The organism is Pantoea sp. CS_6 (assembly GCF_041954745.1).
GTDB lineage: Bacteria > Pseudomonadota > Gammaproteobacteria > Enterobacterales > Enterobacteriaceae > Pantoea > Pantoea stewartii.
Map to the genome: position 1 here is coordinate 1 of NZ_JAVAYG010000008.1, position 22,089 is coordinate 22,089.

Annotated in this window: 23 protein-coding genes and 1 tRNA gene; 15 read left to right on the forward strand and 9 right to left on the reverse strand. The window is 56.0% G+C overall.

Translation table 11 applies throughout. The features are described from left to right. From RAC90_RS13185 to RAC90_RS13195, 3 genes are all read right to left on the reverse strand, one after another. Window positions 1–677, reverse strand: a 677-nt coding sequence (locus RAC90_RS13185; protein ID WP_375124435.1) for a tyrosine-type recombinase/integrase, incomplete at its 3' end; no start/stop codon positions are given. A gap of 164 nt (window positions 678–841) precedes the next feature. Further along, a tRNA-Arg gene (locus RAC90_RS13190) sits at window positions 842–918 on the reverse strand. 94 nt (window positions 919–1,012) lie between these two features. Continuing rightward, a complete protein-coding gene (locus RAC90_RS13195) occupies window positions 1,013–1,516 on the reverse strand; it encodes a DUF1198 family protein (RefSeq protein WP_039338456.1) in 504 nt (167 codons plus the stop codon). 174 nt (window positions 1,517–1,690) lie between these two features. On the opposite strand from RAC90_RS13195, the gene folD reads away from it, so the two are divergent. Further along, entirely contained in the window at window positions 1,691–2,557 is an 867-nt protein-coding gene (gene folD / locus RAC90_RS13200; protein WP_375124436.1) for a bifunctional methylenetetrahydrofolate dehydrogenase/methenyltetrahydrofolate cyclohydrolase FolD, read from the forward strand. Then, complete coding sequence (gene ybcJ, locus RAC90_RS13205; RefSeq protein WP_006117853.1) at window positions 2,557–2,769, forward strand: ribosome-associated protein YbcJ; 213 nt, start codon at window positions 2,557–2,559, stop codon at window positions 2,767–2,769. Before folD ends, ybcJ begins: the two co-directional genes overlap by 1 nt. A 26-nt stretch (window positions 2,770–2,795) precedes the next feature. On the opposite strand, the gene RAC90_RS13210 is transcribed toward ybcJ, so the two are convergent. Next, window positions 2,796–3,902 (reverse strand): AAA family ATPase, encoded by a 1,107-nt coding sequence (locus tag RAC90_RS13210; RefSeq protein WP_058708299.1) that lies wholly within the window; start codon window positions 3,900–3,902, stop codon window positions 2,796–2,798. 42 nt (window positions 3,903–3,944) lie between these two features. Continuing rightward, window positions 3,945–5,330, reverse strand: coding sequence for a cysteine--tRNA ligase (cysS, locus tag RAC90_RS13215; RefSeq protein ID WP_375124437.1), 1,386 nt, complete (start codon window positions 5,328–5,330; stop codon window positions 3,945–3,947). A 215-nt stretch (window positions 5,331–5,545) separates the two neighbouring features. Here cysS and ppiB point away from each other — a divergent pair, with 215 nt between their 5' ends. From ppiB to purK, 4 genes are all read left to right on the forward strand, one after another. Continuing rightward, window positions 5,546–6,040 carry a peptidylprolyl isomerase B gene (gene ppiB / locus RAC90_RS13220; RefSeq protein ID WP_006117856.1) on the forward strand — a complete coding sequence of 165 codons (495 nt, stop codon included), beginning with the start codon at window positions 5,546–5,548 and terminating at the stop codon, window positions 6,038–6,040. Further along, on the forward strand, window positions 6,040–6,756 hold the full coding sequence (gene lpxH / locus RAC90_RS13225) for a UDP-2,3-diacylglucosamine diphosphatase (RefSeq protein WP_058708297.1): 717 nt from the start codon (window positions 6,040–6,042) through the stop codon (window positions 6,754–6,756). Before ppiB ends, lpxH begins: the two co-directional genes overlap by 1 nt. A gap of 312 nt (window positions 6,757–7,068) precedes the next feature. After that, window positions 7,069–7,578, forward strand: coding sequence for a 5-(carboxyamino)imidazole ribonucleotide mutase (gene purE / locus RAC90_RS13230; protein WP_006117858.1), 510 nt, complete (start codon window positions 7,069–7,071; stop codon window positions 7,576–7,578). Beyond that, the gene (gene purK / locus RAC90_RS13235; RefSeq protein ID WP_054634390.1) at window positions 7,575–8,639 is read left to right on the forward strand and encodes a 5-(carboxyamino)imidazole ribonucleotide synthase; all 1,065 of its coding nucleotides are present in this window, start codon (window positions 7,575–7,577) and stop codon (window positions 8,637–8,639) included. The genes purE and purK overlap by 4 nt, the downstream gene beginning before the upstream one ends. A gap of 43 nt (window positions 8,640–8,682) precedes the next feature. Here purK and ybbP read toward each other — a convergent pair whose 3' ends face one another. Both ybbP and ybbA read right to left on the reverse strand, forming a co-directional pair. Beyond that, window positions 8,683–11,100, reverse strand: a complete 2,418-nt coding sequence (gene ybbP, locus RAC90_RS13240) for a putative ABC transporter permease subunit YbbP (RefSeq protein ID WP_375124477.1) — start codon at window positions 11,098–11,100, stop codon at window positions 8,683–8,685. Continuing rightward, window positions 11,097–11,783 carry a putative ABC transporter ATP-binding protein YbbA gene (gene ybbA, locus RAC90_RS13245; protein ID WP_375124438.1) on the reverse strand — a complete coding sequence of 229 codons (687 nt, stop codon included), beginning with the start codon at window positions 11,781–11,783 and terminating at the stop codon, window positions 11,097–11,099. The genes ybbP and ybbA overlap by 4 nt, the downstream gene beginning before the upstream one ends. On the opposite strand from ybbA, the gene tesA reads away from it, so the two are divergent. The 5 genes from tesA to RAC90_RS13270 all read left to right on the forward strand — a co-directional run bounded on the left by tesA (window position 11,751) and on the right by RAC90_RS13270 (window position 15,536). After that, complete coding sequence (gene tesA / locus RAC90_RS13250) at window positions 11,751–12,374, forward strand: multifunctional acyl-CoA thioesterase I/protease I/lysophospholipase L1 (protein WP_375124439.1); 624 nt, start codon at window positions 11,751–11,753, stop codon at window positions 12,372–12,374. The two genes, ybbA and tesA, sit on opposite strands and share 33 nt — an antisense overlap. A gap of 20 nt (window positions 12,375–12,394) precedes the next feature. Beyond that, window positions 12,395–13,168, forward strand: a complete 774-nt coding sequence (locus RAC90_RS13255) for an SDR family oxidoreductase (RefSeq protein ID WP_033738720.1) — start codon at window positions 12,395–12,397, stop codon at window positions 13,166–13,168. Window positions 13,169–13,247: 79 nt separating this feature from the next. Next, window positions 13,248–14,105, forward strand: a complete 858-nt coding sequence (locus tag RAC90_RS13260) for a co-chaperone YbbN (RefSeq protein WP_006117864.1) — start codon at window positions 13,248–13,250, stop codon at window positions 14,103–14,105. A 58-nt stretch (window positions 14,106–14,163) separates the two neighbouring features. Continuing rightward, on the forward strand, window positions 14,164–15,078 hold the full coding sequence (locus RAC90_RS13265; protein ID WP_006117865.1) for an SPFH domain-containing protein: 915 nt from the start codon (window positions 14,164–14,166) through the stop codon (window positions 15,076–15,078). After that, entirely contained in the window at window positions 15,078–15,536 is a 459-nt protein-coding gene (locus RAC90_RS13270; protein ID WP_033738715.1) for an NfeD family protein, read from the forward strand. The genes RAC90_RS13265 and RAC90_RS13270 overlap by 1 nt, the downstream gene beginning before the upstream one ends. Here the strand turns inward: RAC90_RS13270 and cueR are convergent. Further along, on the reverse strand, window positions 15,512–15,928 hold the full coding sequence (gene cueR, locus RAC90_RS13275; RefSeq protein ID WP_006117867.1) for a Cu(I)-responsive transcriptional regulator: 417 nt from the start codon (window positions 15,926–15,928) through the stop codon (window positions 15,512–15,514). The genes RAC90_RS13270 and cueR overlap by 25 nt on opposite strands. Before the next feature lie 400 nt (window positions 15,929–16,328). Here cueR and RAC90_RS13280 point away from each other — a divergent pair, with 400 nt between their 5' ends. The 4 genes from RAC90_RS13280 to ybaK all read left to right on the forward strand — a co-directional run bounded on the left by RAC90_RS13280 (window position 16,329) and on the right by ybaK (window position 21,142). Continuing rightward, window positions 16,329–16,661: a hypothetical protein gene (locus RAC90_RS13280; RefSeq protein WP_375124440.1), complete on the forward strand. Its 333-nt coding sequence runs from the start codon at window positions 16,329–16,331 to the stop codon at window positions 16,659–16,661. A 430-nt stretch (window positions 16,662–17,091) separates the two neighbouring features. Then, complete coding sequence (gene copA, locus RAC90_RS13285; RefSeq protein WP_375124441.1) at window positions 17,092–19,608, forward strand: copper-exporting P-type ATPase CopA; 2,517 nt, start codon at window positions 17,092–17,094, stop codon at window positions 19,606–19,608. Between the two features lie 67 nt (window positions 19,609–19,675). Then, entirely contained in the window at window positions 19,676–20,479 is an 804-nt protein-coding gene (locus tag RAC90_RS13290) for a TraB/GumN family protein (RefSeq protein ID WP_006117911.1), read from the forward strand. A 183-nt stretch (window positions 20,480–20,662) separates the two neighbouring features. Then, window positions 20,663–21,142: a Cys-tRNA(Pro)/Cys-tRNA(Cys) deacylase YbaK gene (gene ybaK, locus RAC90_RS13295; protein WP_033738710.1), complete on the forward strand. Its 480-nt coding sequence runs from the start codon at window positions 20,663–20,665 to the stop codon at window positions 21,140–21,142. On the opposite strand, the gene RAC90_RS13300 is transcribed toward ybaK, so the two are convergent. Then, on the reverse strand, window positions 21,139–22,008 hold the full coding sequence (locus RAC90_RS13300; RefSeq protein WP_375124442.1) for a LysR family transcriptional regulator: 870 nt from the start codon (window positions 22,006–22,008) through the stop codon (window positions 21,139–21,141). The genes ybaK and RAC90_RS13300 overlap by 4 nt on opposite strands. Window positions 22,009–22,089 lie beyond the last annotated feature (81 nt).

The window sequence follows — 22,089 nt, forward strand, 5'->3', positions numbered from 1 at the left end:
GTGAAAAATTGCCCCTCAAACAAAAGACACAAACCATTTGAATATTTGATTTTCTTCTCTTCATCGTACCAGGGGAAATTTTGAGGTTTTTTACTGAAAAGTAAATCTGATACGGGGTTGTGCTCAGCCCTGCCAGAAATCACTGCATAGATAAAAAACTGGCGACATGCCTGACGGGTTTTCTTTAGCTTATCCAGAACTCCCCGTTTCTCCATCTTGCGAAAAACATCGAGCATCTCTTTTGCATTAATGTCTGCAATAGGTCTTTTGCCAATGTGAGGAAAAATATCCTTCTTCAGGTATTCAAGAATATCTGTTGCATAACCTTTGGACCATGATGGCTTCTTGTGCTCATGCCATTCAAGAGCGATAAGCTCAAAGCTGTTATTAACAGCCAGAATTTTTGCAGCCTTGATATCCTGCTTCTGCTGACTCGGATCTCCGCCCTCCAGCAGAAGCTTCTTAGCTTCTGAATGCTTCTGTCTGGCTTCTGCGAGGCTCAGTAACGGATATGTCCCAAACACGACCCGCTTCTCTTTACCAGCTATACGGTATTTGAGTCGCCAGCTTTTGGCTCCGTTTGGAAATATTTCAAGATACATACCTCCACCATCGGAAAGTTTGTATGACTTTTCCCTGGGCTTCGCAGAGTCGATTTGTCGGGCTGTTAGCTTCATTTGGGGGCATCATTTCCATTGAACCTGTCGATGCCCCCTATCGTGCCCCCATATTGGATAAGAACGCAATAGGTGACCCTGGACCGAAATGGACCAGTTAAAAGATTTATGTTCTGATTTTTAAGGGAAAAGTAGACTTTAAGGGATGTAAACAGAAGAGAAAGTGGCGCGCCCTACAGGATTCGAACCTGTGACCTACGGCTTAGAAGGCCGGTGCTCTATCCAGCTGAGCTAAGGGCGCGGAGAGGTTGGGTCGAATTATACGGTTGAACGCTGTTACGTCAACGTTTTTGCCGCGCCGACGCGGTGAGTGCCCAGGTAATGACCAATTTTCGCTAATGTTTGTCTCGCCAGGCGCTCAGCGACACCAGGTTACTCACCTCGGCGGTTTCACCTTCCAGCTCAACGCCTTGCTGAGTCACGCGCGTATTATACTGCTCGCGTAGCGCATTAAGCTCATGACTATCCGGTTCCAGCTGGCGCAAAAAGCCCAACGCCAGCAACAACTGCTGGCGGGAAATCGTCGCGGTAAAGCCTGCCCGGCTGAGTGCGCCGTGCCAGCGCCAGAGATTTTCATCGCTGCCATCGACAATCAACACCTGCCAGATTACCAGCACTGCCGCACCATTATTCAGATGTGCTTCATTATCACCGCTGATGTAGTCGGTAAACTCTTTTGCCGCCTCCTTTCCCATCAGGGAAAGCATGGATTCGATGTGAACCGGCGGGAGTTGTAGACGCTTACTGAGCGCCTGCGCGGCATGGCGCGAACCGGCGGTCAGCAGCTGGAAGCCTATAACAAACACGACAACTAAAGTGGCGATTATTAACCAAATCATTACGTCTTCCCTTCATTTCTCTGTCTGGCATCATAAGCGTTAACCCATACTTTCGTCACGGCGAAATGTCGGTAACCACACTGTGGTCAGAATCTCTACCTGACAGCCGGACGTGCTTCTGACAAAATAGGCGCCATTCCCGATTCAAACTCAACACAGTGGATTTACGCTCTGATGGCAGCAAAAATTATTGACGGTAAAACGATTGCGCAGCAGGTACGGCTTGAGGTTGCAGAAAAAGTGAAACAACGCCTGGCCGCCGGTAAACGTGCACCAGGTCTGGCCGTAGTTTTGGTAGGTGAGAACCCTGCCTCACAGATTTATGTCGGCAGCAAACGCCGCGCCTGTGAAGAAGTCGGCTTTATCTCTCGCTCTTACGATCTGCCCGACACCACCAGTGAAGCGGAATTGCTGCAGCTGATTGATACTCTGAACAGCGACAACACGCTCGATGGCATTCTGGTGCAGCTGCCTTTGCCAGCCGGCATTGATAACGTCAAAGTGCTTGAGCGCATCACGCCCGATAAAGATGTTGATGGTTTCCATCCCTATAACGTTGGTCGCCTGTGCCAGCGTGCGCCAAAACTGCGCCCGTGCACCCCGCGCGGCATTGTGACACTGCTGGAGCGCTACAACATTGATGCTTACGGGCTCAATGCGGTGGTTGTCGGTGCATCAAACATTGTGGGCCGTCCCATGAGCATGGAACTGCTGTTAGCCGGCTGCACAACCACCGTCACGCACCGTTTTACCCGCGATCTGCGCCACCACGTTGAACACGCCGATCTGCTGATTGTCGCGGTCGGTAAACCCCATTTTATTCCGGGCGACTGGATTAAACCGGGCGCAATCGTCATCGACGTCGGTATTAACCGTCTTGAAAGCGGCAAAGTGGTCGGGGATGTGGATTATGAGGCTGCCTTTGAACGTGCTTCTTATATCACCCCGGTTCCGGGTGGCGTAGGGCCAATGACCGTGGCGACACTTATTCAAAATACCTTGCAGGCATGCGAAGCGTTTCATGATGGGGAGCAGGCATAATGGCTACGTTTTCTTTGGGCAAATTTCCCCACGTTGATCTCTGCGATCTGCTGAAACTTGAAGGCTGGGTAGAAAGCGGTGCACAGGCTAAAGTGGCGATCGGTGACGGCGAGGTGCGGGTCGACGGCGAAGTCGAAACCCGTAAGCGCTGCAAAATCTTTCAGGGGCAAACGGTCGAGTTTGCCGGGCAGCGCGTTACCGTTGTTGCCTGATCCGCTGGTGCCCCAGGCGGGGCACCTTAAATCCGCGCCTCTCCCACTATCCGCGTCTCACCGTTAACCTGCTCCAGCGCAATGTGACTGACCTCTGCATGTTGTGCAATCAGCGTCGCCAGCCGGGGTGAATGGCTGGTGATCCATAACTGACTGAACTGACTGGCCTCGGCAATCAGGGCGGCAAGGGCAGGCAGTAAATCCTCATGCAGGCTGTTCTCAGGCTCGTTCAGCGCCATAAAGGCCGGCGGGCGCGGGCTGAGCAGCGCCACGACCAGGCACAGGAAGCGCAGCGTACCATCGGAAAATTCGGCGCTTTCCAGCGGGCGCAAAATGCCCTGGCGCTGCATCAGCATCTGAAAACGTCCGTTCTGCACATCCACCTGAAACTCAGTGTCCGGGAAGGCTGTTTTCATCACTTTATACAACAGTTCATGATGCCCACGTTCCACTATCGTTGCCCATGCTGCGGCAAGATTACTGCCATCATGGGCCAGAACGGGTGCGCGCACGCCAATCTGCGGCGAACGAATCGGTGAACCTGGCCAGACGGCAAACTCATGATAAAAGCGCCATGCTTTCAGACGTTCACGCATCCGGGAAAGTTCGGGATAGCGGTGCGGCTCACCCAGTTGTCCAAACAGGGATTCTTCAGGATGCAGTACGCCAGCATAACTGACGCGCTCCCCGTCGATGTTATGCAGAAAGGCGGTCTGATTAGTGCGCTGCATAATGCAGGAAGACGGTCGGCGCTGCTGGCCACTCAGCCAGATGCGTTCTTCTTTAACCAGCGGATCCAGGTTAAACAGGCTCGTTGATAGCGGTTCAGGAAAACCGGTTTCCAGCTGGTAATCCATATCATCCATCGTCACGGCCAGGATGAGCCGCTTAGGATCATGTCGGCGGTCGCCACGGCGCAATCCGCCCGCCCACATCACTTTTTGCACCCCGCCCTCTTCGGCCAGCGCCAGAGCAAGCCGTCCGTTAGCCGCCTCGTGTAGCAGCCGCACCGCTTTATAAAGATTGGATTTACCACAGCCGTTGGGACCGCTCACCACGTTTAGCGGGTGCAGCGGAAGTGTGAGATCGCGTACCGAACGGAAACCGCGAATGTGAATCTGCTTTATCGTCATCGACAAAAAAGGGCGATTGCTCGCCCTCTCCTGTGTTGCGTTTTATTTACGTCGCCAGGTGGAACCCTGCGGTCCGTCCTCCACAATCACGCCCAGCGCATTGAGCTTATCGCGTGCCACATCCGCCTGTGCCCAGTCTTTCGCCGCACGCGCATCAGCGCGGGCTTTGACCCAGCGTTCAATTTCTGCCACTTCGTCGTCATTGCCTTGGGCACTGCTTTGCAAAAACACTTCCGGCTCCTGTTGCAGAATCCCCAATACATCGGCGATTTCACGCAGTTTTGCTGCCAGCGCACTGGCGGCCGTCATGTCTTCACTTTTCAGACGATTCACTTCACGCGCCATATCAAACAGCACCGAATAGGCTTCTGGCGTGTTGAAATCGTCGTTCATTGCTTCGCGGAAACGGGCTTCGAACGCCTCGCCACCGCTGGCCGCTACGGTGCGGTCAGTATGACGCAGCGCGGTGTAAAGGCGTTCCAGCGCGGCGCGTGCCTGGTTCAGGTTATCTTCACCATAATTTAGCTGGCTGCGATAGTGGCCCGACATCAGAAAGTAACGCACGGTTTCGGCATCATAATGCTGTAGCACATCGCGCACGGTGAAAAAGTTGTTCAGTGACTTCGACATCTTTTCACGGTCAATCATCACCATGCCGGAATGCATCCAGTAATTCACATACGGACCATCGTGGGCACAGGTCGACTGGGCGATTTCGTTTTCATGATGGGGAAACATCAGATCAGAACCGCCACCGTGAATATCAAAGTGCGCACCCAGCTGTTTGCAGTTCATCGCCGAACATTCAATGTGCCAGCCCGGACGACCGTTGCCCCACGGCGATGGCCATGAAGGTTCGTCCGCTTTGGACATTTTCCACAGCACGAAATCCATCGGGTTACGTTTCACGTCGGCAACCTCTACACGCGCACCTGCCTGTAGCTGCTCCAGATCCTGACGCGACAGTGCGCCATAATCAACATCGCTCAGGACATCAAACATGACATCGCCGTTATCCGCGACATAGGCGTGACCGCGGGCAATCAGCGTTTCCACCAGCGCAATGATGTCAGGAATATGGCGCGTGGCACGCGGCTCCACATCCGGCGGTAAAATCCCCAGCGCATAGAAGTCGCTGTGCATTTCGCCGATCATACGGTTGGTCAGCGTTTCGATGCTCTCGCCATTCTCGTTGGCTCGTTTGATGATTTTGTCATCAATGTCGGTAATGTTGCGCACATAATTGACGTCATAACCGACGTAGCGCAGATAGCGCGAGACCACGTCGAAGGCCACAAACGTGCGCCCGTGCCCAATGTGACAGAGGTCATACACCGTGATGCCGCAGACATACATGCCGATTTTGCCAGCATGAATAGGGGTGAATTCCTCTTTTTGTCGACTCAGGGTGTTGTAAATCTTCAGCATTGGGGGTTTCCGTAGTGAGGCGTGCGTAACGCACCGTTTTGAGTATCCTGTTATTGTGCCGTATTTTTATCTGTCACGCGACGCAAAGCAAGCCAACTGCGCTGCCTGGCTGACGTATTATCGGAAATTATGATATAAGAACGTTCGAGAAAAAGGCGTGTGCGCTTAAAAGCACACCCTATGCTACTGACGACAACCTTTACAGGACGAAAAAAATGGTAACTTTCCAGACTAACCATGGCGATATCGTGATCAAGACCTTCGATGACAAAGCGCCCGCAACCGTAAAGAACTTCCTGGATTACTGCCGTGAAGGTTTCTACGACAACACCATTTTCCACCGTGTGATTAACGGCTTTATGATTCAGGGCGGCGGTTTTGAGCCTGGCATGAAGCAGAAAGCCACTAAAGAAGAGATCCGTAACGAAGCCAACAACGGTCTGAAAAACACCAAAGGCACGCTGGCCATGGCCCGTACCTCTGCGCCGCACTCTGCGACCGCACAGTTCTTCATCAACGTGGCGGACAACGACTTCCTGAACTTCCGTGACGAAAGCCTGCAGGGCTGGGGTTACTGTGTATTTGCTGAAGTGGTTGAAGGGATGGACGTGGTAGAGAAAATCAAAGCGGTTTCAACTGGTCGCAGCGGTATGCATCAGGACGTACCGAAAGATGACGTCATCATTCAGAAAGTGACCGTTAGCGAGTAATGTCGCGCACGCTGTTTATCGCAGATCTCCATCTGTGTCAGGAAGAACCGGCGATTACCGCCGGTTTTCTGCATTTTTTGCAGCGCGAAGCGCCTCACTGCGACGCGCTTTATATTCTGGGCGATCTGTTCGAAGCCTGGATCGGTGATGACGATCCGAATCCGCTGCATCAACAGGTTGCCAGCGCCCTTCATGCCCTGCCCGTGCCGGTCTTTTTTATTCACGGCAACCGCGATTTTCTGATCGGCAAACGCTTTGCCCGCGCCAGCGGCATGACCTTATTGCCCGAGGAGCAGGTTCTGACGCTTTATGGTCACCGACTTCTGATTATGCATGGCGATACGTTGTGCACCGACGATGCGGGTTATCTGCAGTTCCGGGCGAAAGTGCATAATCCCTGGATTCAACGTCTGTTCCTGACGCTGCCGCTGTTTATTCGTAAACGGATTGCGGCACGGATGCGCGCCAACAGTAAACAGGCCAACCAGCATAAGTCGCTGGAGATTATGGATGTCAATCAACAGGCCGTGGTCGATGCGATGGTACGTCAGCAGGTGCCTTTACTGATTCATGGTCATACGCACCGCCCCGCCATCCATGATGTGTCGCTGAACGGAGCCCCCGCACAGCGCGCGGTATTGGGTGCCTGGCACAGCCGGGGATCAATGATCCAACTGGATGCAAACGGCATCCAGCTCATCGACTTCGATTTTTAGTCGTCCGGTGACATCGCGTTGCACACCTGCGCTGAGGCCCGTCGAGCGGCGCAAGGTACCCGGGTACTGTGCGAACGGGCGGCAGGCCAGCATAGTGAAACGCGTTCACGCCCTGCCGCCTGCCTTCCCCGCCCTGCGGTGAGCTGAGTTGTCTCACTCAGGCCGTATGCATTCCTGATGCGATAAGCTTATCGTCTGACGCTAACCCGCCCGACGCAACCGTTTTCCTTGCGCCTTTCTCATGGTATTCTCTGTGCCCTTCAAAACCTGTCCGCCTGGTCAGGTGTGTTTTTATTCACAGGAGTTGACCGCATGTCGTCGAATGCCGCCCCGGCCCGCATCGCAGTTGTTATGGGTTCCAAAAGTGACTGGTCCACCATGCAGTTCGCTGCGGAAATCCTTACCAGCCTGGACGTGCCCTTCCATGTGGAAGTGGTGTCAGCGCACCGTACCCCGGATAAACTGTTTAGCTTTGCGGAAACCGCAGCGGACAACGGTTTTCAGGTGATTATTGCCGGTGCCGGTGGCGCGGCGCATTTGCCAGGGATGCTGGCTGCCAAGACCCTGCTGCCGGTACTCGGTGTGCCGGTGCAGAGCGCCGCGCTGAGCGGCGTCGACAGCCTCTACTCGATTGTACAAATGCCGCGCGGCATTCCGGTCGGCACGCTGGCCATTGGCAAAGCGGGTGCCGCTAACGCAGCCCTGCTGGCGGCGCAGATTCTGGCGATTCATGACAGCGCGCTGGCGTCACGTCTGGCCGCCTGGCGTCAGTCACAGACCGATGAGGTACTGGACAATCCGGACCCGCGGGAGGAAGCATGAAGCCGGTTTGCGTACTGGGTAACGGACAGCTTGGCCGTATGTTACGTCAGGCGGGCGAGCCTATGGGCATTGCCGTGCATCCGGTTGGCCTGGATGCCGACCCTGCTGCCCTGCCTATCGCCGGGAGCGTGATTACGGCTGAGATCGAACGCTGGCCCGAGACGGCACTGACGCGCGAACTCGCGAGCCACCCGGCCTTTGTGAATCGCGATATCTTCCCGCGGCTGGCCGACCGTCTGACGCAAAAACAGCTGCTGGATCAGCTCAGTCTGGCGACTGCCCCCTGGCAACTGCTGGCGGATAAAGGTGAATGGCCGCACGTTTTCAAAACGTTGGGCGAACTGGCTATTGTTAAGCGCCGCACAGGCGGTTATGACGGTCGTGGCCAATGGCGGTTACGTGCCGGTGAAACCGATACGTTACCCGACGACTGTTATGGTGAATGCATTGTCGAACAAGGCATTAACTTCTCGGGGGAAGTGTCGCTGGTCGGCGCGCGCGGCCATGATGGTAGCACCGTATTTTATCCGCTGACACATAATCTGCATGAAGAAGGCATTCTGCGTACCAGCGTTGCGTTCCCGCAGGCAGATGCCGCGCAGCAACAGCAGGCTGAGGCGATGTTAAGCGCCATCCTGCACGAGCTGAACTACGTCGGCGTCATGGCCATGGAATGCTTTGTCACGCCGCAGGGATTGCTGATTAACGAACTGGCGCCTCGCGTTCACAACAGCGGGCACTGGACTCAGAACGGGGCCTCAATCAGTCAGTTTGAACTTCACCTGCGCGCTGTTCTGGGTCTGGCTCTGCCACAGCCCGTGGTCATTGCGCCCTCAGTGATGGTTAACCTGATTGGCACAGCGTTAAATACTGACTGGCTCCAGCAGCCGCTGGTGCATTTGCACTGGTACGACAAAGCGGTGCGTGAAGGACGCAAAGTCGGTCACCTCAACCTGACCGACAGCGACCAGAGCCGTCTCGCTGCCGCCTTGCAGGCCTTGTTGCCGCTGTTACCTGCCGGGTATGCCAGCGGTATTCGCTGGGCAGCAGCCAAGCTGTAAATCTGTTCACGACCGGGCGCAGTATCATCGCGCCCGGTCGGTTTTACGTCGCGTCAAACGTCCTGAACAACGCATTGCCTTTCAACAAACGCACGCCCAGCCAGCCACCACAGAGCGACAGTAAGAGCGCGCCGCCCAGCGGTAAGGCCAGCCACAATGTCCAGTCGGGTTGCCACGGAAAATCAAAGATTTTACGCTGCAATGCCCAGAGTGCGGCCTCAGCACCGAGCGCCGCCGCAATGCCCGAGACGACGCCAATCAGCGCAAATTCACACCACAACGTAGTGCGCAGCAGACGTTTGCCCGCGCCCAGCGTGCGATAGACGACCAGCTCCTGTCGGCGCTGACGCATCCCCACCTGAATCTGCGCCATGAGCAGTAATACACCGCAGGCCGTGACCAGCACCACCATGATTTCCAGTGCCTGGCTGACCTGGGTCAGAACCTGTCCAATCTGACGCAGGACACTGCCGATATCCAGCAGACTCAGCGTGGGAAATGTGCGGTTAAGCTGCGCCAGTAATGCGGCACGGTTGTCCAGACGGAAACTGGTCAGCCAGGTCAGCGGCTGGCTGTCCAGCGCGCCGGGGGGAAAAATAAAAAAGAAATTGGGGCGCAGGCTTTCCCAGTCCACTTTTCGCAGACTGGTGATTTTGGCGCTGAACCGCTGCGTATCGCCCTCAAAGGTCAAACTGTCGCCCGGTTTTACCCCCAGGCGATCGGCCAGCGCCACCTCCATGGACACTTCTCCGGCTTTGGGCGGCCAGCTCCCCGCGACAAGCGGATTATGATCGGGAAGCGTTGCCAGCGCAGTCAGATTCAGTTCGCGGTTCAGCGCGTTGTCCCGTGCGGGATCGGCAGGCTGACCGTTAATCTCACTCAGGCGCATGCGCGCAATCGGGTAAAAGGTTTCAGGTTTAACCTGATGCGACTGCAGAAACTCACGCACCTGCGGAATCTGCTCCGCCGTGATGTTGAGCAGGAAAAAGTTCGGGCTGTCTGCGGGCAACTGCTGCTGCCAGCGATCCAGCAGATCACCCCGCATCACCAGCAGCAACGCCAGTAACATAAACGACAGGGAAAAGGCGGCAAGCTGACTCAGCGTCATAGCAGGCTGACGCAGTAAACGATTAATGGCAAGCCGCAGCGCCAGATTACGTACGGACAAACGACGCAGAAGCAGTAATGTGCCCCAGCCGAGCAGGGCCAGCAGCCCTGCCAGCACCATTACGCCCGCCAGCAGTGCCCAGAGCATTTTGCTGCCGCCGACCAGTACCGCCAGCAGCGCCACCACCAGTAAGCCCATCGCGGGCAGATAGATTTTCAGCGGCCAGACGGCGGCAACGGCATCGCGTCGCAACACGCGTAACGGCTGTGTCGCCAGCAGCAAGCGGTAAGGACGTAATCCCACCAGCAGGGAAATCATAAACAGCGAACCGATCGCCCACACCCACGGCCACAGGCTGGCCGCTGGCAGAGACGCCGGCAGCACCGGTTTCAACATCGCCATCAGGATGGCTTCAACCACCTGACCGACTGCGCCACCGGCCAGGGCGGCCAGCAGCAACACCGCCAGCCACTGACCGATGATCAATCGTTGTAACGCGCCGCGCGTGGCACCCAGCGTTTTCAGCACGGCCACCAGATCGTAGCGGCTGCGGCAGTAGTGACTCATGGCGACCGCCACCGCGGCAATGGCGAGCATCAGCGTTAACAGAGCAGATAACAGCAAAAACTGCTGGGCACGCTGCATGGAGCGGCCCAGCGCGTCTTCCGAATTTTCAATACTGATCCAGCGCTGCCCGGTTTTAATCTGTGGCGTTATCCAGCGGTCATACGTGTCCAGTTGCTGAGGCTTGCCTGCGAATTTATAGCGCCAGGTGAGGCGACTGCCGGGCTGGATGGCACCGGTTTTATCCGCGTCAGCCAGGTTAATCAGTAAACGCGGGGCCATCTCAAACGGATTAAAACCGCCATCTGGCTCCTGGATAATCTCACCCGTAATACGTAGCGTGGTATCGCCTACATCCAGTTCATCGCCGACGTGCAGACTAAGCAGTGCCATTAAACGCGGCGCGGCCAGCGCGGTACCGGGCTGGGGCTTCAGGCCTGGCGGCTGCGTTTTCAGCTCACCAAACATCGGATAAGTGTTTTCTACGGCTTTCACCGCAGCCAACTGCGGTGTCTGACCGGCAAAAGTCATGGTCATAAAGCTTAACTGTCGGCTGACTGACAACCCCGTTTCGCGGGCTTTATCCAGCCATGCCGCCGGCGCAGCCGTGCTGCTGCGCAACGTGCGATCGCCTGCCATAAAATCCCGGCTCTGCTGGCTCAGCCCCTTTTCCATGCGATCGCTAATCGATCCCAGCGCCAGCACACAGGCGACAGCCAGCGTTAACGCCAGCCAGACGATCAATAATGAGGGCGAGCGCCACTCACGCCAGAACCACCGCCAGATCATTTTTCCTCCCATAATTTTCCCTCGCGCAGACGCAAACGGCGGTTACAACGCGCCGCCAGCTGCGCATCGTGGGTAACCAGAATTAACGTCGTGGCAAAATCGCGATTGAGGGAAAATAACAGGTCGGCAATGCGATCGCCGGTGTGGCGATCCAGATTGCCTGTGGGTTCATCGGCAAACAGCAGCCCCGGACGGCCGCTGAACGCCCGCGCCAGCGCAACGCGTTGTTGTTCGCCGCCGGATAACTGCGCAGGCAGATGCTGTAAACGCCCGGCCAGGCCTAACTGCGTCAGGAGATCGCGCGCCTGGTCGCGGCTCTGCCGATCGCTCTCACCGCGCAGCAGTGCAGGTAACTGGACGTTTTCCAGCGCGTTGAGCGTGGGCACCAGCATAAATGACTGGAACACGAAACCGACCTGCTTCGCGCGCAACGCGGCACGCTGTTCTTCGTTCATGTGATGTAACGGCTGCCCCAACAGATGCACTTCACCTTCGCTGCCGTCATCCAGCCCGGCCAGAATGCCCAGCAAGGTAGATTTACCGGATCCTGACTCGCCAATCAGGGCTATCGTTTCTGCTGGTTTGACAACTAACTCAACTCCGGTAAGGATGGTTAACTGATGCTCTCCCTGACCCACGGACTTAGTAAGATGATGAACTTCAAGAATGTTTTCCGCTGGCATTATCCTTTCCTGTTATTGTGCTGTCTGTTGGTGTCCCGTCTTGCTGCGGCCGATACGTTGCTGGTGCTGGGTGACAGCCTGAGCGCAGGCTATCAAATGTCAGCCAGTCAGGCCTGGCCCAGCCTGCTGAATAAACAGTGGCAGCAGCAGCCCAGCGTCGTGAATGCCAGTATCAGTGGCGATACCGCCGCACAAGGGCTGGCACGCTTACCTGCCCTATTAAAACAACATCAGCCGCAGTGGGTGTTAATCGAACTGGGCGGTAATGACGGTCTGCGCGGCTTTCCTCCCAAAGACGTGGCGCAAACGCTGGGCACCATCATCTATCAGGTGAAAGCCGCAAAGGCAAAACCGATTCTGATGCAGATACGTTTACCCGCGAACTATGGCCGCCGTTATACTGATGCCTTCCGCGATATTTATCCGCAACTGGCAAAACAGTACGACATTGCTTTAGTGCCCTTTTTTATGGAGCAGGTTTATTTGAAACCGGAATGGATGCAGCAGGATGGGATTCACCCCAATCCTGATGCCCAACCGTTTATCGCCGACCTGATGGCAAAAGAGCTGGCTCCCTTAGTTAAGCAGTAGTTGTGCAAAAAAGGTAACGCATGCAAAAAACCATTTTGATAACGGGCTGCTCCAGCGGGATTGGTCTGGTCGCCGCCAAAGATCTGCTGGCACGCGGCTATCACGTCATCGCAGCCTGTCGTAAAGCCGACGATGTTGCACGGATGGACAGCCTGGGATTCACAGGGCTGCAACTGGATCTGGACGATCCTGACAGCGTTGATCGCGCTGCCGACAGGGTACTGGCGCTGACGCATGGCCGACTGTTTGCGCTGTTTAACAATGCGGGATTTGGCACCTATGGTCCCTTAAATACCCTGACGCGTCAGCAACTGGAAAAGCAGTTTTCCAGCAATGTGTTCGGCACTCATCAGCTCACCCTGCGCCTGCTCCCGGCCTTAAAGGCCTGGGGCAATGCCCGAATCATTAATACCAGCTCGGTGCTGGGCATTATTTCGACGCCGGGCCGCGGCGCTTATGCGGCCAGTAAATACGCGCTGGAAGCCTGGAGCGACGCGTTACGTATGGAACTGCATACCAGTGGCGTGCGTGTCAGTTTAATCGAACCGGGCCCCATTCATACCCGCTTCACGGATAATGTCACCCAGGGTGAGCAGGATAATCCGGTGCAAAATCCGGGCCTTGCGGCACGTTTTACATTACCACCTGAGGCCATTTTACCCAAACTGCGCCACGCACTGGAGAGCAACCATCCTCGCCTGCGTTATCCGGTGACGCTGGTCGCGCATATCATGAGCCTGTTGAAACGTCTGCTGCCTGGCTGGATACTGGATCGCATAATTCGCAGTCAGTGAGGCGAATCCGCGAATACAACTTGAAGCCGGGTCGGTCGGCCCCATATTCTTTAAACATTTTCTGCAAAGAGACTTAGTCATGTCACCACACGCTTCGATTATCGACATTAACGAATCCAACCTGCATCAGACCCTTGAGCAGTCAATGCAGATTCCGGTGCTGTTCTACTTTTGGTCGGATCGCAGCCAACACTGTCAGGAACTGACGCCACTGCTGGAACGCCTGGCGCAGGAATATGCAGGCCAGTTTATTCTTGCCAGACTGGATTGTGACAAGGAACAACGGGTTGCCTCACAGTTTGGGTTACGCTCCATTCCCACGGTTTACCTGTTCCAGAATGGCCAGCCCGTCGATGGCTTCCAGGGGCCGCAGCCAGAAGAGGCCGTGCGCGCCCTGCTGGAAAAAGTGCTGCCGCGCGAAGAAGAGCTAAAAGCCCAACAGGCGATGGCGCTGATGCAGGAAGGCAAACCGCTGGACGCGCTGCCGCTGCTGAAAGACGCCTGGCAGCTCAGTAATAAAGACAGCGAAATCGGCTTTCTGCTGGCAGAAGTGCTGATTACGTTAAATCGTAGCGACGAAGCTGAAACCGTATTAAAGGCCGTTCCCCTCCAGGATCAGGACACCCGTTATCAAAGCCTGGTCGCGCAGATCGACCTGCTGAAACAGGCCGCTGACACGCCAGAAATTCAGCAGTTGCAGTCGCAGCTGGAAAGTGATCCGGACAACGCCGAACTGGCAACCAAACTGTCGCTTCAGCTGCATCAGGTCGGACGCAATGAAGAAGCGCTGGAACTGCTCTTCAGCTTTATCAAGCGCGATTTGAATGCTGCAGATGGCCAGGCGCGTAAAATGTTGCAGGAGATTCTGGCTGCATTAGGCACCGGCGACGCCCTCGCTGCGCGCTACCGCCGCCAGCTTTACTCCCTGCTTTACTGAGATAAGCAGAAAACGGGCCGAACGACTTGGCCCGTCACGCTGACAACCCGGAGGTTATATGTTCACGGTTATTCCCGTTCTTATTCTGGTCGCACTGGTCATTGTCTGGTCCGGCGTGAAAATTGTGCCGCAAGGTTACCAGTGGACAGTTGAACGCTTTGGTCGTTATACCCGTACACTGCAGCCCGGCCTGAGTCTGGTCGTGCCTTTCATGGATCGTATCGGGCATAAGATCAACATGATGGAACGGGTGCTGGATATTCCCTCCCAGGAGATCATCTCCAAAGATAATGCGAACGTGACCATCGACGCCGTCTGTTTTGTTCAGGCTATCGATCCGGCACGGGCTGCCTATGAAGTCAGTAATCTTGAACTGGCTATCCTCAATCTCACTATGACCAATATGCGCACCGTGCTGGGCAGCATGGAACTTGACGAGATGCTGTCCCAGCGTGACAGCATTAATACGCGCCTGCTGCATATTCTGGATGAAGCCACCAATCCCTGGGGCGTAAAAATCACCCGTATCGAAATCCGCGATGTCCGGCCGCCGCAAGAGCTGATCGGTGCTATGAATGCGCAAATGAAGGCCGAACGTACCAAACGTGCCGATATTTTAACGGCGGAGGGCGTGCGTCAGGCAGAGATTTTGCGCGCGGAGGGAGAGAAACAGGCCCAGATTTTGAAAGCGGAAGGGGAAAGAACGTCAGCTTTCCTTCAGGCAGAAGCGCGTGAGCGCCAGGCCGAAGCGGAAGCCCGTGCGACAAAAATGGTGTCGGACGCCATTGCCTCAGGCAATATCCAGGCCGTGAACTACTTTGTGGCGCAGAAATATACCGACGCGCTGCAAAAAATTGGCGAATCCAGCAACAGTAAAGTGGTGATGATGCCGCTGGATGCCAGCAGCCTGATGGGTGCCGTTGGCGGTATCAGTGAGTTGTTAAAAGAAACCCGTAGCGAGTCAACGCGCTGATGCTCAGCGAAATTGTGGCGCATCCGCACGGATTCTGGCTGACGCTGGGCGGCTTACTGCTGGCGGCTGAGATGCTGGGTACCAGTGGTTATCTGCTCTGGAGCGGGCTGGCCGCCATGCTGGTTGGCCTTGTAGTCTGGTTTCTCCCCATGAACTGGGCCGCACAAGGGATGCTGTTTGCCCTGTTCACACTGGTCAGCGTATTTTTATGGTCTCGCTGGCTACGCTACCGCGAACGTCAGCAGCAGCCCAGTTCGCTGAACCAGCGCGGCAGCCAGATGATTGGTTTACACCTGACGCTGGAACAGACGCTGCAAAACGGTATCGGACATGTGCGCATCGGTGACAGCAGCTGGCGCGTTCAGGCCGAACACAATTTGCCTGCCGGAACCGAAGTGGTCATCGTGGCCGTTGAAGGCATCACGCTACGTATTCAGCCACGTTTGCCGTCAGCCTGACGGCAGCAACCTGCCAGGTCATTAATGATGGGACAGTCTGCACTGTCGTTGCCCGGACAGGCTGCCGCCAGCGCCAGCAAACGTGCGCGCATGGCGTGCAACTCTTCAATATGCGCAGCAATCTCATCGGCTTTTTGCAGCGTACGCGCCTTCACATCGGCGCTGTGACGCTCAGGATCGTTAAACAGCGCAACCAGTTCGCGGCATTCATCCAGCGTAAAGCCAACCTGGCGCGCCTGGCGCAGTAGATTCAGCTCATCAAGATGATGCGTATTGTAATGCCGGTAACCATTATCCCCGCGCAACGGGGGCGTCACGACGCCCTTCTCCTCATAAAAACGAATAGCCTTGCTGGTCAGTCCGGTCTTTTTCGCTACGGCACTAATATTCATAATGGATTCCCTGCCCTTCCCCTTAACAGTTAGCGGGATGATGAAAACAACGTTCGCACGCTGCTGGCTTAATACTCAGTTTACCTGTTTAGCCTCTGCCTTATCACCCTGGTTTCACTTCACTATGTTGACCCGCTTTCCTGAGAAACTATAGCGCACATCACCCCGTTTCTGAGGTCTGAGCCTGCTCATCATCAGGCTTCAGAGACCGCGCGTTGATTCCTGTTTCCCTTATGTTGCTTACGTTGGCAGCACTTCCCCTGCTCCAGACCGACCGTGCACAAACACGGCTCTCAAAGCAACGCCATAAAAAACAGCCACATAAATATTGTCAATGCGTAAAAATCTTATAAAATGACGTCCATTTGTAACTGTTAATCACATAAATTAAGGAGTGATTATGGTTTTAGTCAGCTGCCCGGAGTGTCATAAGGAAGTAAGTGATTCAGCATTACGTTGTCCGTCATGTGCCAAACAGCTCAGAAAACCACGCCGTTCGTTCTTTGGCAAAGTCATCAAATGGGCTTTCATCCTGTTCAACATTCTCATGATCTACTGCCTTGTTGCCGGATTAAGTGGAAGCGGCGAGGTGGTCAACAACGCGGCTTCTGATGCGGAAAGAGCGGGTGCTGCGATCGGTGCCGGTTTAGGTGTCATGGCTATTGGCGGCATTTGGGTGATTGGCGACATTATTCTGGGCATACTGGTCCTCTTCACAAGACCGAAGGGATGATGGACGTCACAGCGGTGTTGTAGAGTATTTTTTGCGTTAAATGCGCCAGTGCGTCACCCCGCGCTAACGCGTAAAAAACCCTGTATCGTGACCATCATTAACGATTAAGTCTGACAGTGAAGCGGACAGGCCCTGAAGGCGCCCTGCTGCGTAATTCCGGCTAAGGCTCGCCGCTCAGATAATCCGTTTCGGGTTAGTTGTCACACAGCTCGTCTGACGCCGAAACGATGCATAAAAGCCCCGCGGATAACCCGGGGCTTTTGCTTTTCCACCCCCACCCGCGACACGGGCTGCACATTTTTTACCCACCCATTCTGGCATTCTGTCCCTTTTAACAGCCTGTATTTGACCTTCCCCTTGATGGAAGGTTTATCCTTAGTCACAGTCACTTCTGACTACTCACTCCGCCACACCAACCAAGGAGTCAACGATGTCAAATACGGTTATCCTGGCACTGGAAGGATTATCCTGCGGCCATTGCGTTAAACGCGTAAAAGAGGCGCTTGAGCAGCGCGACGATGTTGAACAGGCCGAGGTCACCCAACAGGAAGCCAGCATTTCTGGCAGCGCCGAGGTCACTTCGCTCATCGCCACTGTCGAACAGGCGGGCTATCATGCAACGCTGAAACCTGAAGGCGCGCGCCCAAAGCCTGAGCCGTTGACAGCATCAGAGCCGCCGCCGGAGGCGCTGACAACGGAGTCCTCTTCTCTGCCGGCAACCGAAGCATTGCCTGCCCACGTCCTGCTTATTGACGGCATGAGCTGTGCCAGTTGCGTCAGCCGGGTTGAAAAAGCCCTTGAACAGGTTGCCGGTGTACAGCAGGCACGCGTTAACCTTGCCGAGCGAAGCGCGCTGGTCATGGGCCATGTTGAGCCACAGCAGCTGGTCGCTGCCGTGGATGCGGCCGGTTACGGTGCGGAAGTGGTTGACGACGAGCAGCAACGGCGTGAAAAGCAGCAAATCAGCGCCCGACGCGCCCTGCGTCGCTTTAGCTGGCAGGCGGGCGTCGCGCTGCTGCTGGGCGTGCCGCTGATGGTATGGGGCATGATGGGCGACAATATGATGCTCACTGCCGCGAACAGAACCACCTGGCTGGTCCTCGGGATGCTCACCCTGCTGGTAATGATCGGGGCGGGTGGCCATTTCTACCGCAGCGCCTGGCGCAGTCTCCTTAACCGCAGCGCCACCATGGATACGCTGGTGGCGCTGGGAACGGCGGCCGCCTGGAGTTACTCCTTCAGCGTGGTCATCTGGCCTGACTTTTTCCCGCCGCAGGCGCGTCATCTCTATTTTGAAGCCAGCGTGATGATTCTGGGCCTGATCAATCTGGGCCATGCGCTTGAACAACGCGCGCGCCAGCGTGCCTCACGCGCCCTGGAGCGGCTGCTGGATCTTACGCCCGCACAGGCCAATGTCATCACGGAACAAGGTGAGACGCTTATGCCCGTCAGCGCGGTAGAGCCCGGTATGATCCTGCGACTGGTCGCAGGCGATCGTATCCCCGTAGACGGCGAGGTACAGTCAGGCGAAGCCTGGTGTGACGAAGCAATGCTGACTGGCGAAGCGGCTCCCCAATCCAAAACACAGGGCGATCGCCTGTTTGCCGGTACGCTGGTGCAGGACGGGACCGTTCGCTTTATTGCGCAGGCGACTGGCGGCAATACCGCGCTGGCACGAATTATTCAGCTGGTACGTAAAGCGCAGAGCAGCAAACCTGAGGTTGGCCGTCTGGCGGATCGTATCTCTGCGGTCTTCGTACCGGTGGTCGTGATTATTGCCCTGCTGAGTGCGCTGATTTGGTACCTGGTGGGTCCACAGCCCCAACTGGCCTATGCGCTGGTCGTTGCCACCACCGTCATGATCATTGCCTGTCCCTGTGCGCTGGGTCTGGCAACACCGATGTCGATTATCGCGGGCACCGGACGCGCTGCTGAATACGGTGTGCTGGTGCGGGATGCCGATGCATTGCAACGCGCAAGTCATATCGACACGCTGGTGTTTGATAAAACGGGCACCCTTACACAAGGTGCCCCGCAGGTCACCGAGGTTATCACCTGGCAGGGCAGAACCCGCGATGCCGTGCTCTCTGCCGCTGCGGCACTGGAACAGGCGTCAGGGCATCCACTGGCGAAAGCTATCGTGGCAGAGGCCGGCGCTGGCGAGAAGCCTGAGATTTCGCAATTTCGTACAATACGCGGCAAAGGGGTGAGTGGCATTCTTAACGGCAGACAACTTGTCCTGGGTAATGTCAGCCTGTTAAGCGAGCACGGTGTGGATTGCCAGGCGGCACAGGAAGAAACTGAGAGACTAACCCGCCAGGGCGCAACGCCGGTTTTACTGGCTGAAGACGGGAAGCTTACTAGCCTGATTAGCCTGCGTGATACTCTGCGACCGGAGGCGGGTGAAGCGCTGCAACGGCTGCATCAGGCAGGTTACCGGTTGATTATGCTGACGGGGGACCATGAGAATACCGCCCGCGCTATTGCTGATGACGTGGGCATGGATGAAGTGATTGCGGGTGTTTTGCCGGAAGGTAAAGCCGATGCGATCAGCCAGTTGCAGCAGCAAGGCCGTCAGGTCGCCATGATCGGCGATGGGATTAATGATGCACCCGCGCTGGCCCAGGCGGATGTCGGCATAGCCATGGGCGGCGGCAGTGATGTGGCGGTGGAAAGCGCATCGATAACGTTGCTACGTGACGACCTGCATGGCGTGGCAGATGCCTTAGCGATTGCATCCGCCACACTCAGGAATATCCGTCAGAACCTGTTTGGTGCCTTTGTCTACAACATTATCGGTATTCCGCTGGCTGCGGGCGTGCTCTATCCCTTCACGGGGTTGTTACTCAGCCCGATTGTTGCCGGCGCGGCGATGGCACTCTCATCGATTACCGTCGTCAGCAATGCTAACCGGCTACTGCGCTTCACACCGCGCAAGAAGCCTTAACGGCCGCCTCTGTTTTTCGCCGCCGGATCCCGCTAGCATGGTGTCTTTAACACAGTAAGGACAGGGAATGACTGCGAGCCTTTGGCAACGTTTGCGTAACTGGATGGCGCCCCTTTTTCCCACCAGCTACCGGTGGCCGGCCGTCGATATCCGGTCAGGAGCATGCCAGTTTCATCTGGTGGGAAGCATTCATATGGGCACGCGCGATATGCAGCCTCTGCCAGTGCGGCTGCTACAACAGTTGCAAAATGCCGATGCCCTGGTAGTGGAAGCGGATATTACTCAGGGCGGTTCGCCATTTGATGACACCGAAGTATGCCCGCCGCTGTCGGTGCGTATGGATGAAGGCACGCTGGCGAAGCTGGACGCGTTATGCAATGAGACCGGTTTGTCCCTGACGCAGTTTGATACGTCACCGGCCTGGCAAATTGCGTTGATGCTGCAGGCCCGTCAGGCCCAGCGGCTGGGATTGCGCCCGGATTACGGCATTGATTATCAGTTGCTTCAGGCGGCACGTTCACTGCAAAAACCCGTGATTGAGCTGGAGGGCGCAGACGCGCAAATCACCCTGTTAAAGTCGCTGCCCGATAACGGTATGGCGCTGCTGCAGGATACGCTGACGCACTGGCACACCAACGCGCGCATGTTGCAGACGATGGTGAGCTGGTGGCTGGAAAGCCCGCCCCGCGAACCGCAAATCGCCTTACCGGCGACGTTCAGTCAGACGCTCAATGACACGCTGATTAGCCAGCGCAACCGTGAGTGGCGCGGGCGATTACAAACGTTGCCCGCGGGACGTTATGTGGTGGCCGTCGGCGCACTGCATTTATATGGTGAGAACAATCTGCCAGCCCTGCTACGAGCGGAGTAATCAGCGATAAAAAAAGAGAGCCGACAGTCATATCGGCTCTTCAAAGAGGAATGTGTTAATGATTTTAGTTATCGCTCAACAACCCAGTTGCTGGCGCGTGGCAATTCTCGCCTAAAGCACATTATTTCGCCACATTTATCTTTCAATAAAACGTAATAAGATTTTTCTGAATCAGAGGCCATTATGACGCCTGCGGTAAAACTGTTGGAAAAACAAAAAGTCAGCTTCACACTGCACCCTTATGAGCATGACGCAAGCGAAACGCATTTTGGCGATGAAGCGGTACGTAAGCTTAACCTGGACGCCCGCCAGGTCTATAAAACGTTGCTTGTAGCGCTGAACGGCGATGCAAAGCAGCTGGCCGTGGCGGTGACGCCCGTGGCAACGCAGCTTGATCTCAAAAAGGTGGCTAAGGCTCTCGGGGCAAAAAAAGCGGAGATGGCCGATCCCCTGCTGGCGCAGCGGATTACGGGTTATCTGATCGGCGGCATCAGTCCGCTGGGGCAAAAAAAGCGTCTGCCGACGGTGATTGACCACTCAGCCAACGACTTTGCCACGCTGTTCATTTCTGGCGGTAAACGCGGACTGGATATTGAACTCAGCCCGCAGGATTTGTCCCGTCTTCTGAATGCCCCGCTGGCAGACATTGCCCGACGCGATTAAGCCGGTTGCAGAGCGCAGAGTTCATCAATCATCCAGCGCCCGGCCGGGCCGGGCGGATGGCGGCGCGACCAGACCACTTCTACGGCGATGCGCTGCGGCCACCCGGCGACAGGCAATTCCTTTAAGACACCATGTCCAAACTGTTTCACCAGCCAGCGCGGCAAAATGCTCCAGCCAAAGCCCTGTTCCGCCATCTCAAGCAGCACATAATATGTCTGAGCAGACCAGGCCCTGCCCTGAAAAGTGGGGGCGCGGCGTTCGGTCCAGGTATTGAGACGAAGGTGACGAAGGGGTTCAAGCTGGCTTTCATTCACCGTCGCTTCCTGCGCCAGAGGATGATCCCGGTGCAGGTAAATCCCTAACTCAGCATCGACCTGCAGGCGGGCGACCGCGATGTCAGCCGGGAGCGTCGGCTGGGCACGAATCACGCCGATCTGCGCGCGCCCGGTTTGCAACAGTTCGACGACATCGTCATCTTCTGCGGCAATGCCTTCCAGCTCCACCTCCGGATAGCGCCTGTCAAATTGCCTGAGCAGGCGCTGATGGTAGTGCGTTTGCCAGAAGTCAGATACCGCCACGCTGAGCCGCGGTTCGATTCCCTCGGACAGGCGCGTTGCCAGCGCATCCAGTCGCTCACTGGCGGCAAGAATCTGCTGAACCTGCGGTAAGACGCGTCGCCCTTGTTCGGTCAGTTGCGGCTGACGACCGCGCCGGTCAAATAAGGCAAAACCCAGATCGTCTTCCAGGTTAATCACAGCCACGCTGATGGTGGACTGGCTTTTGTTTAAGGCGCGCGCGGCGGCAGAAAACGAGCCACTGGCTACCGTTTGCACAAAGGCTTCCAGGGATTCAGGAGAGTAACGCATGTGAACCATCGCTTTTATCGATAGATGATCATTTTATCTTAGCATGATGCCATGGGAAAATAGGCACCTGAACTAAGGAGA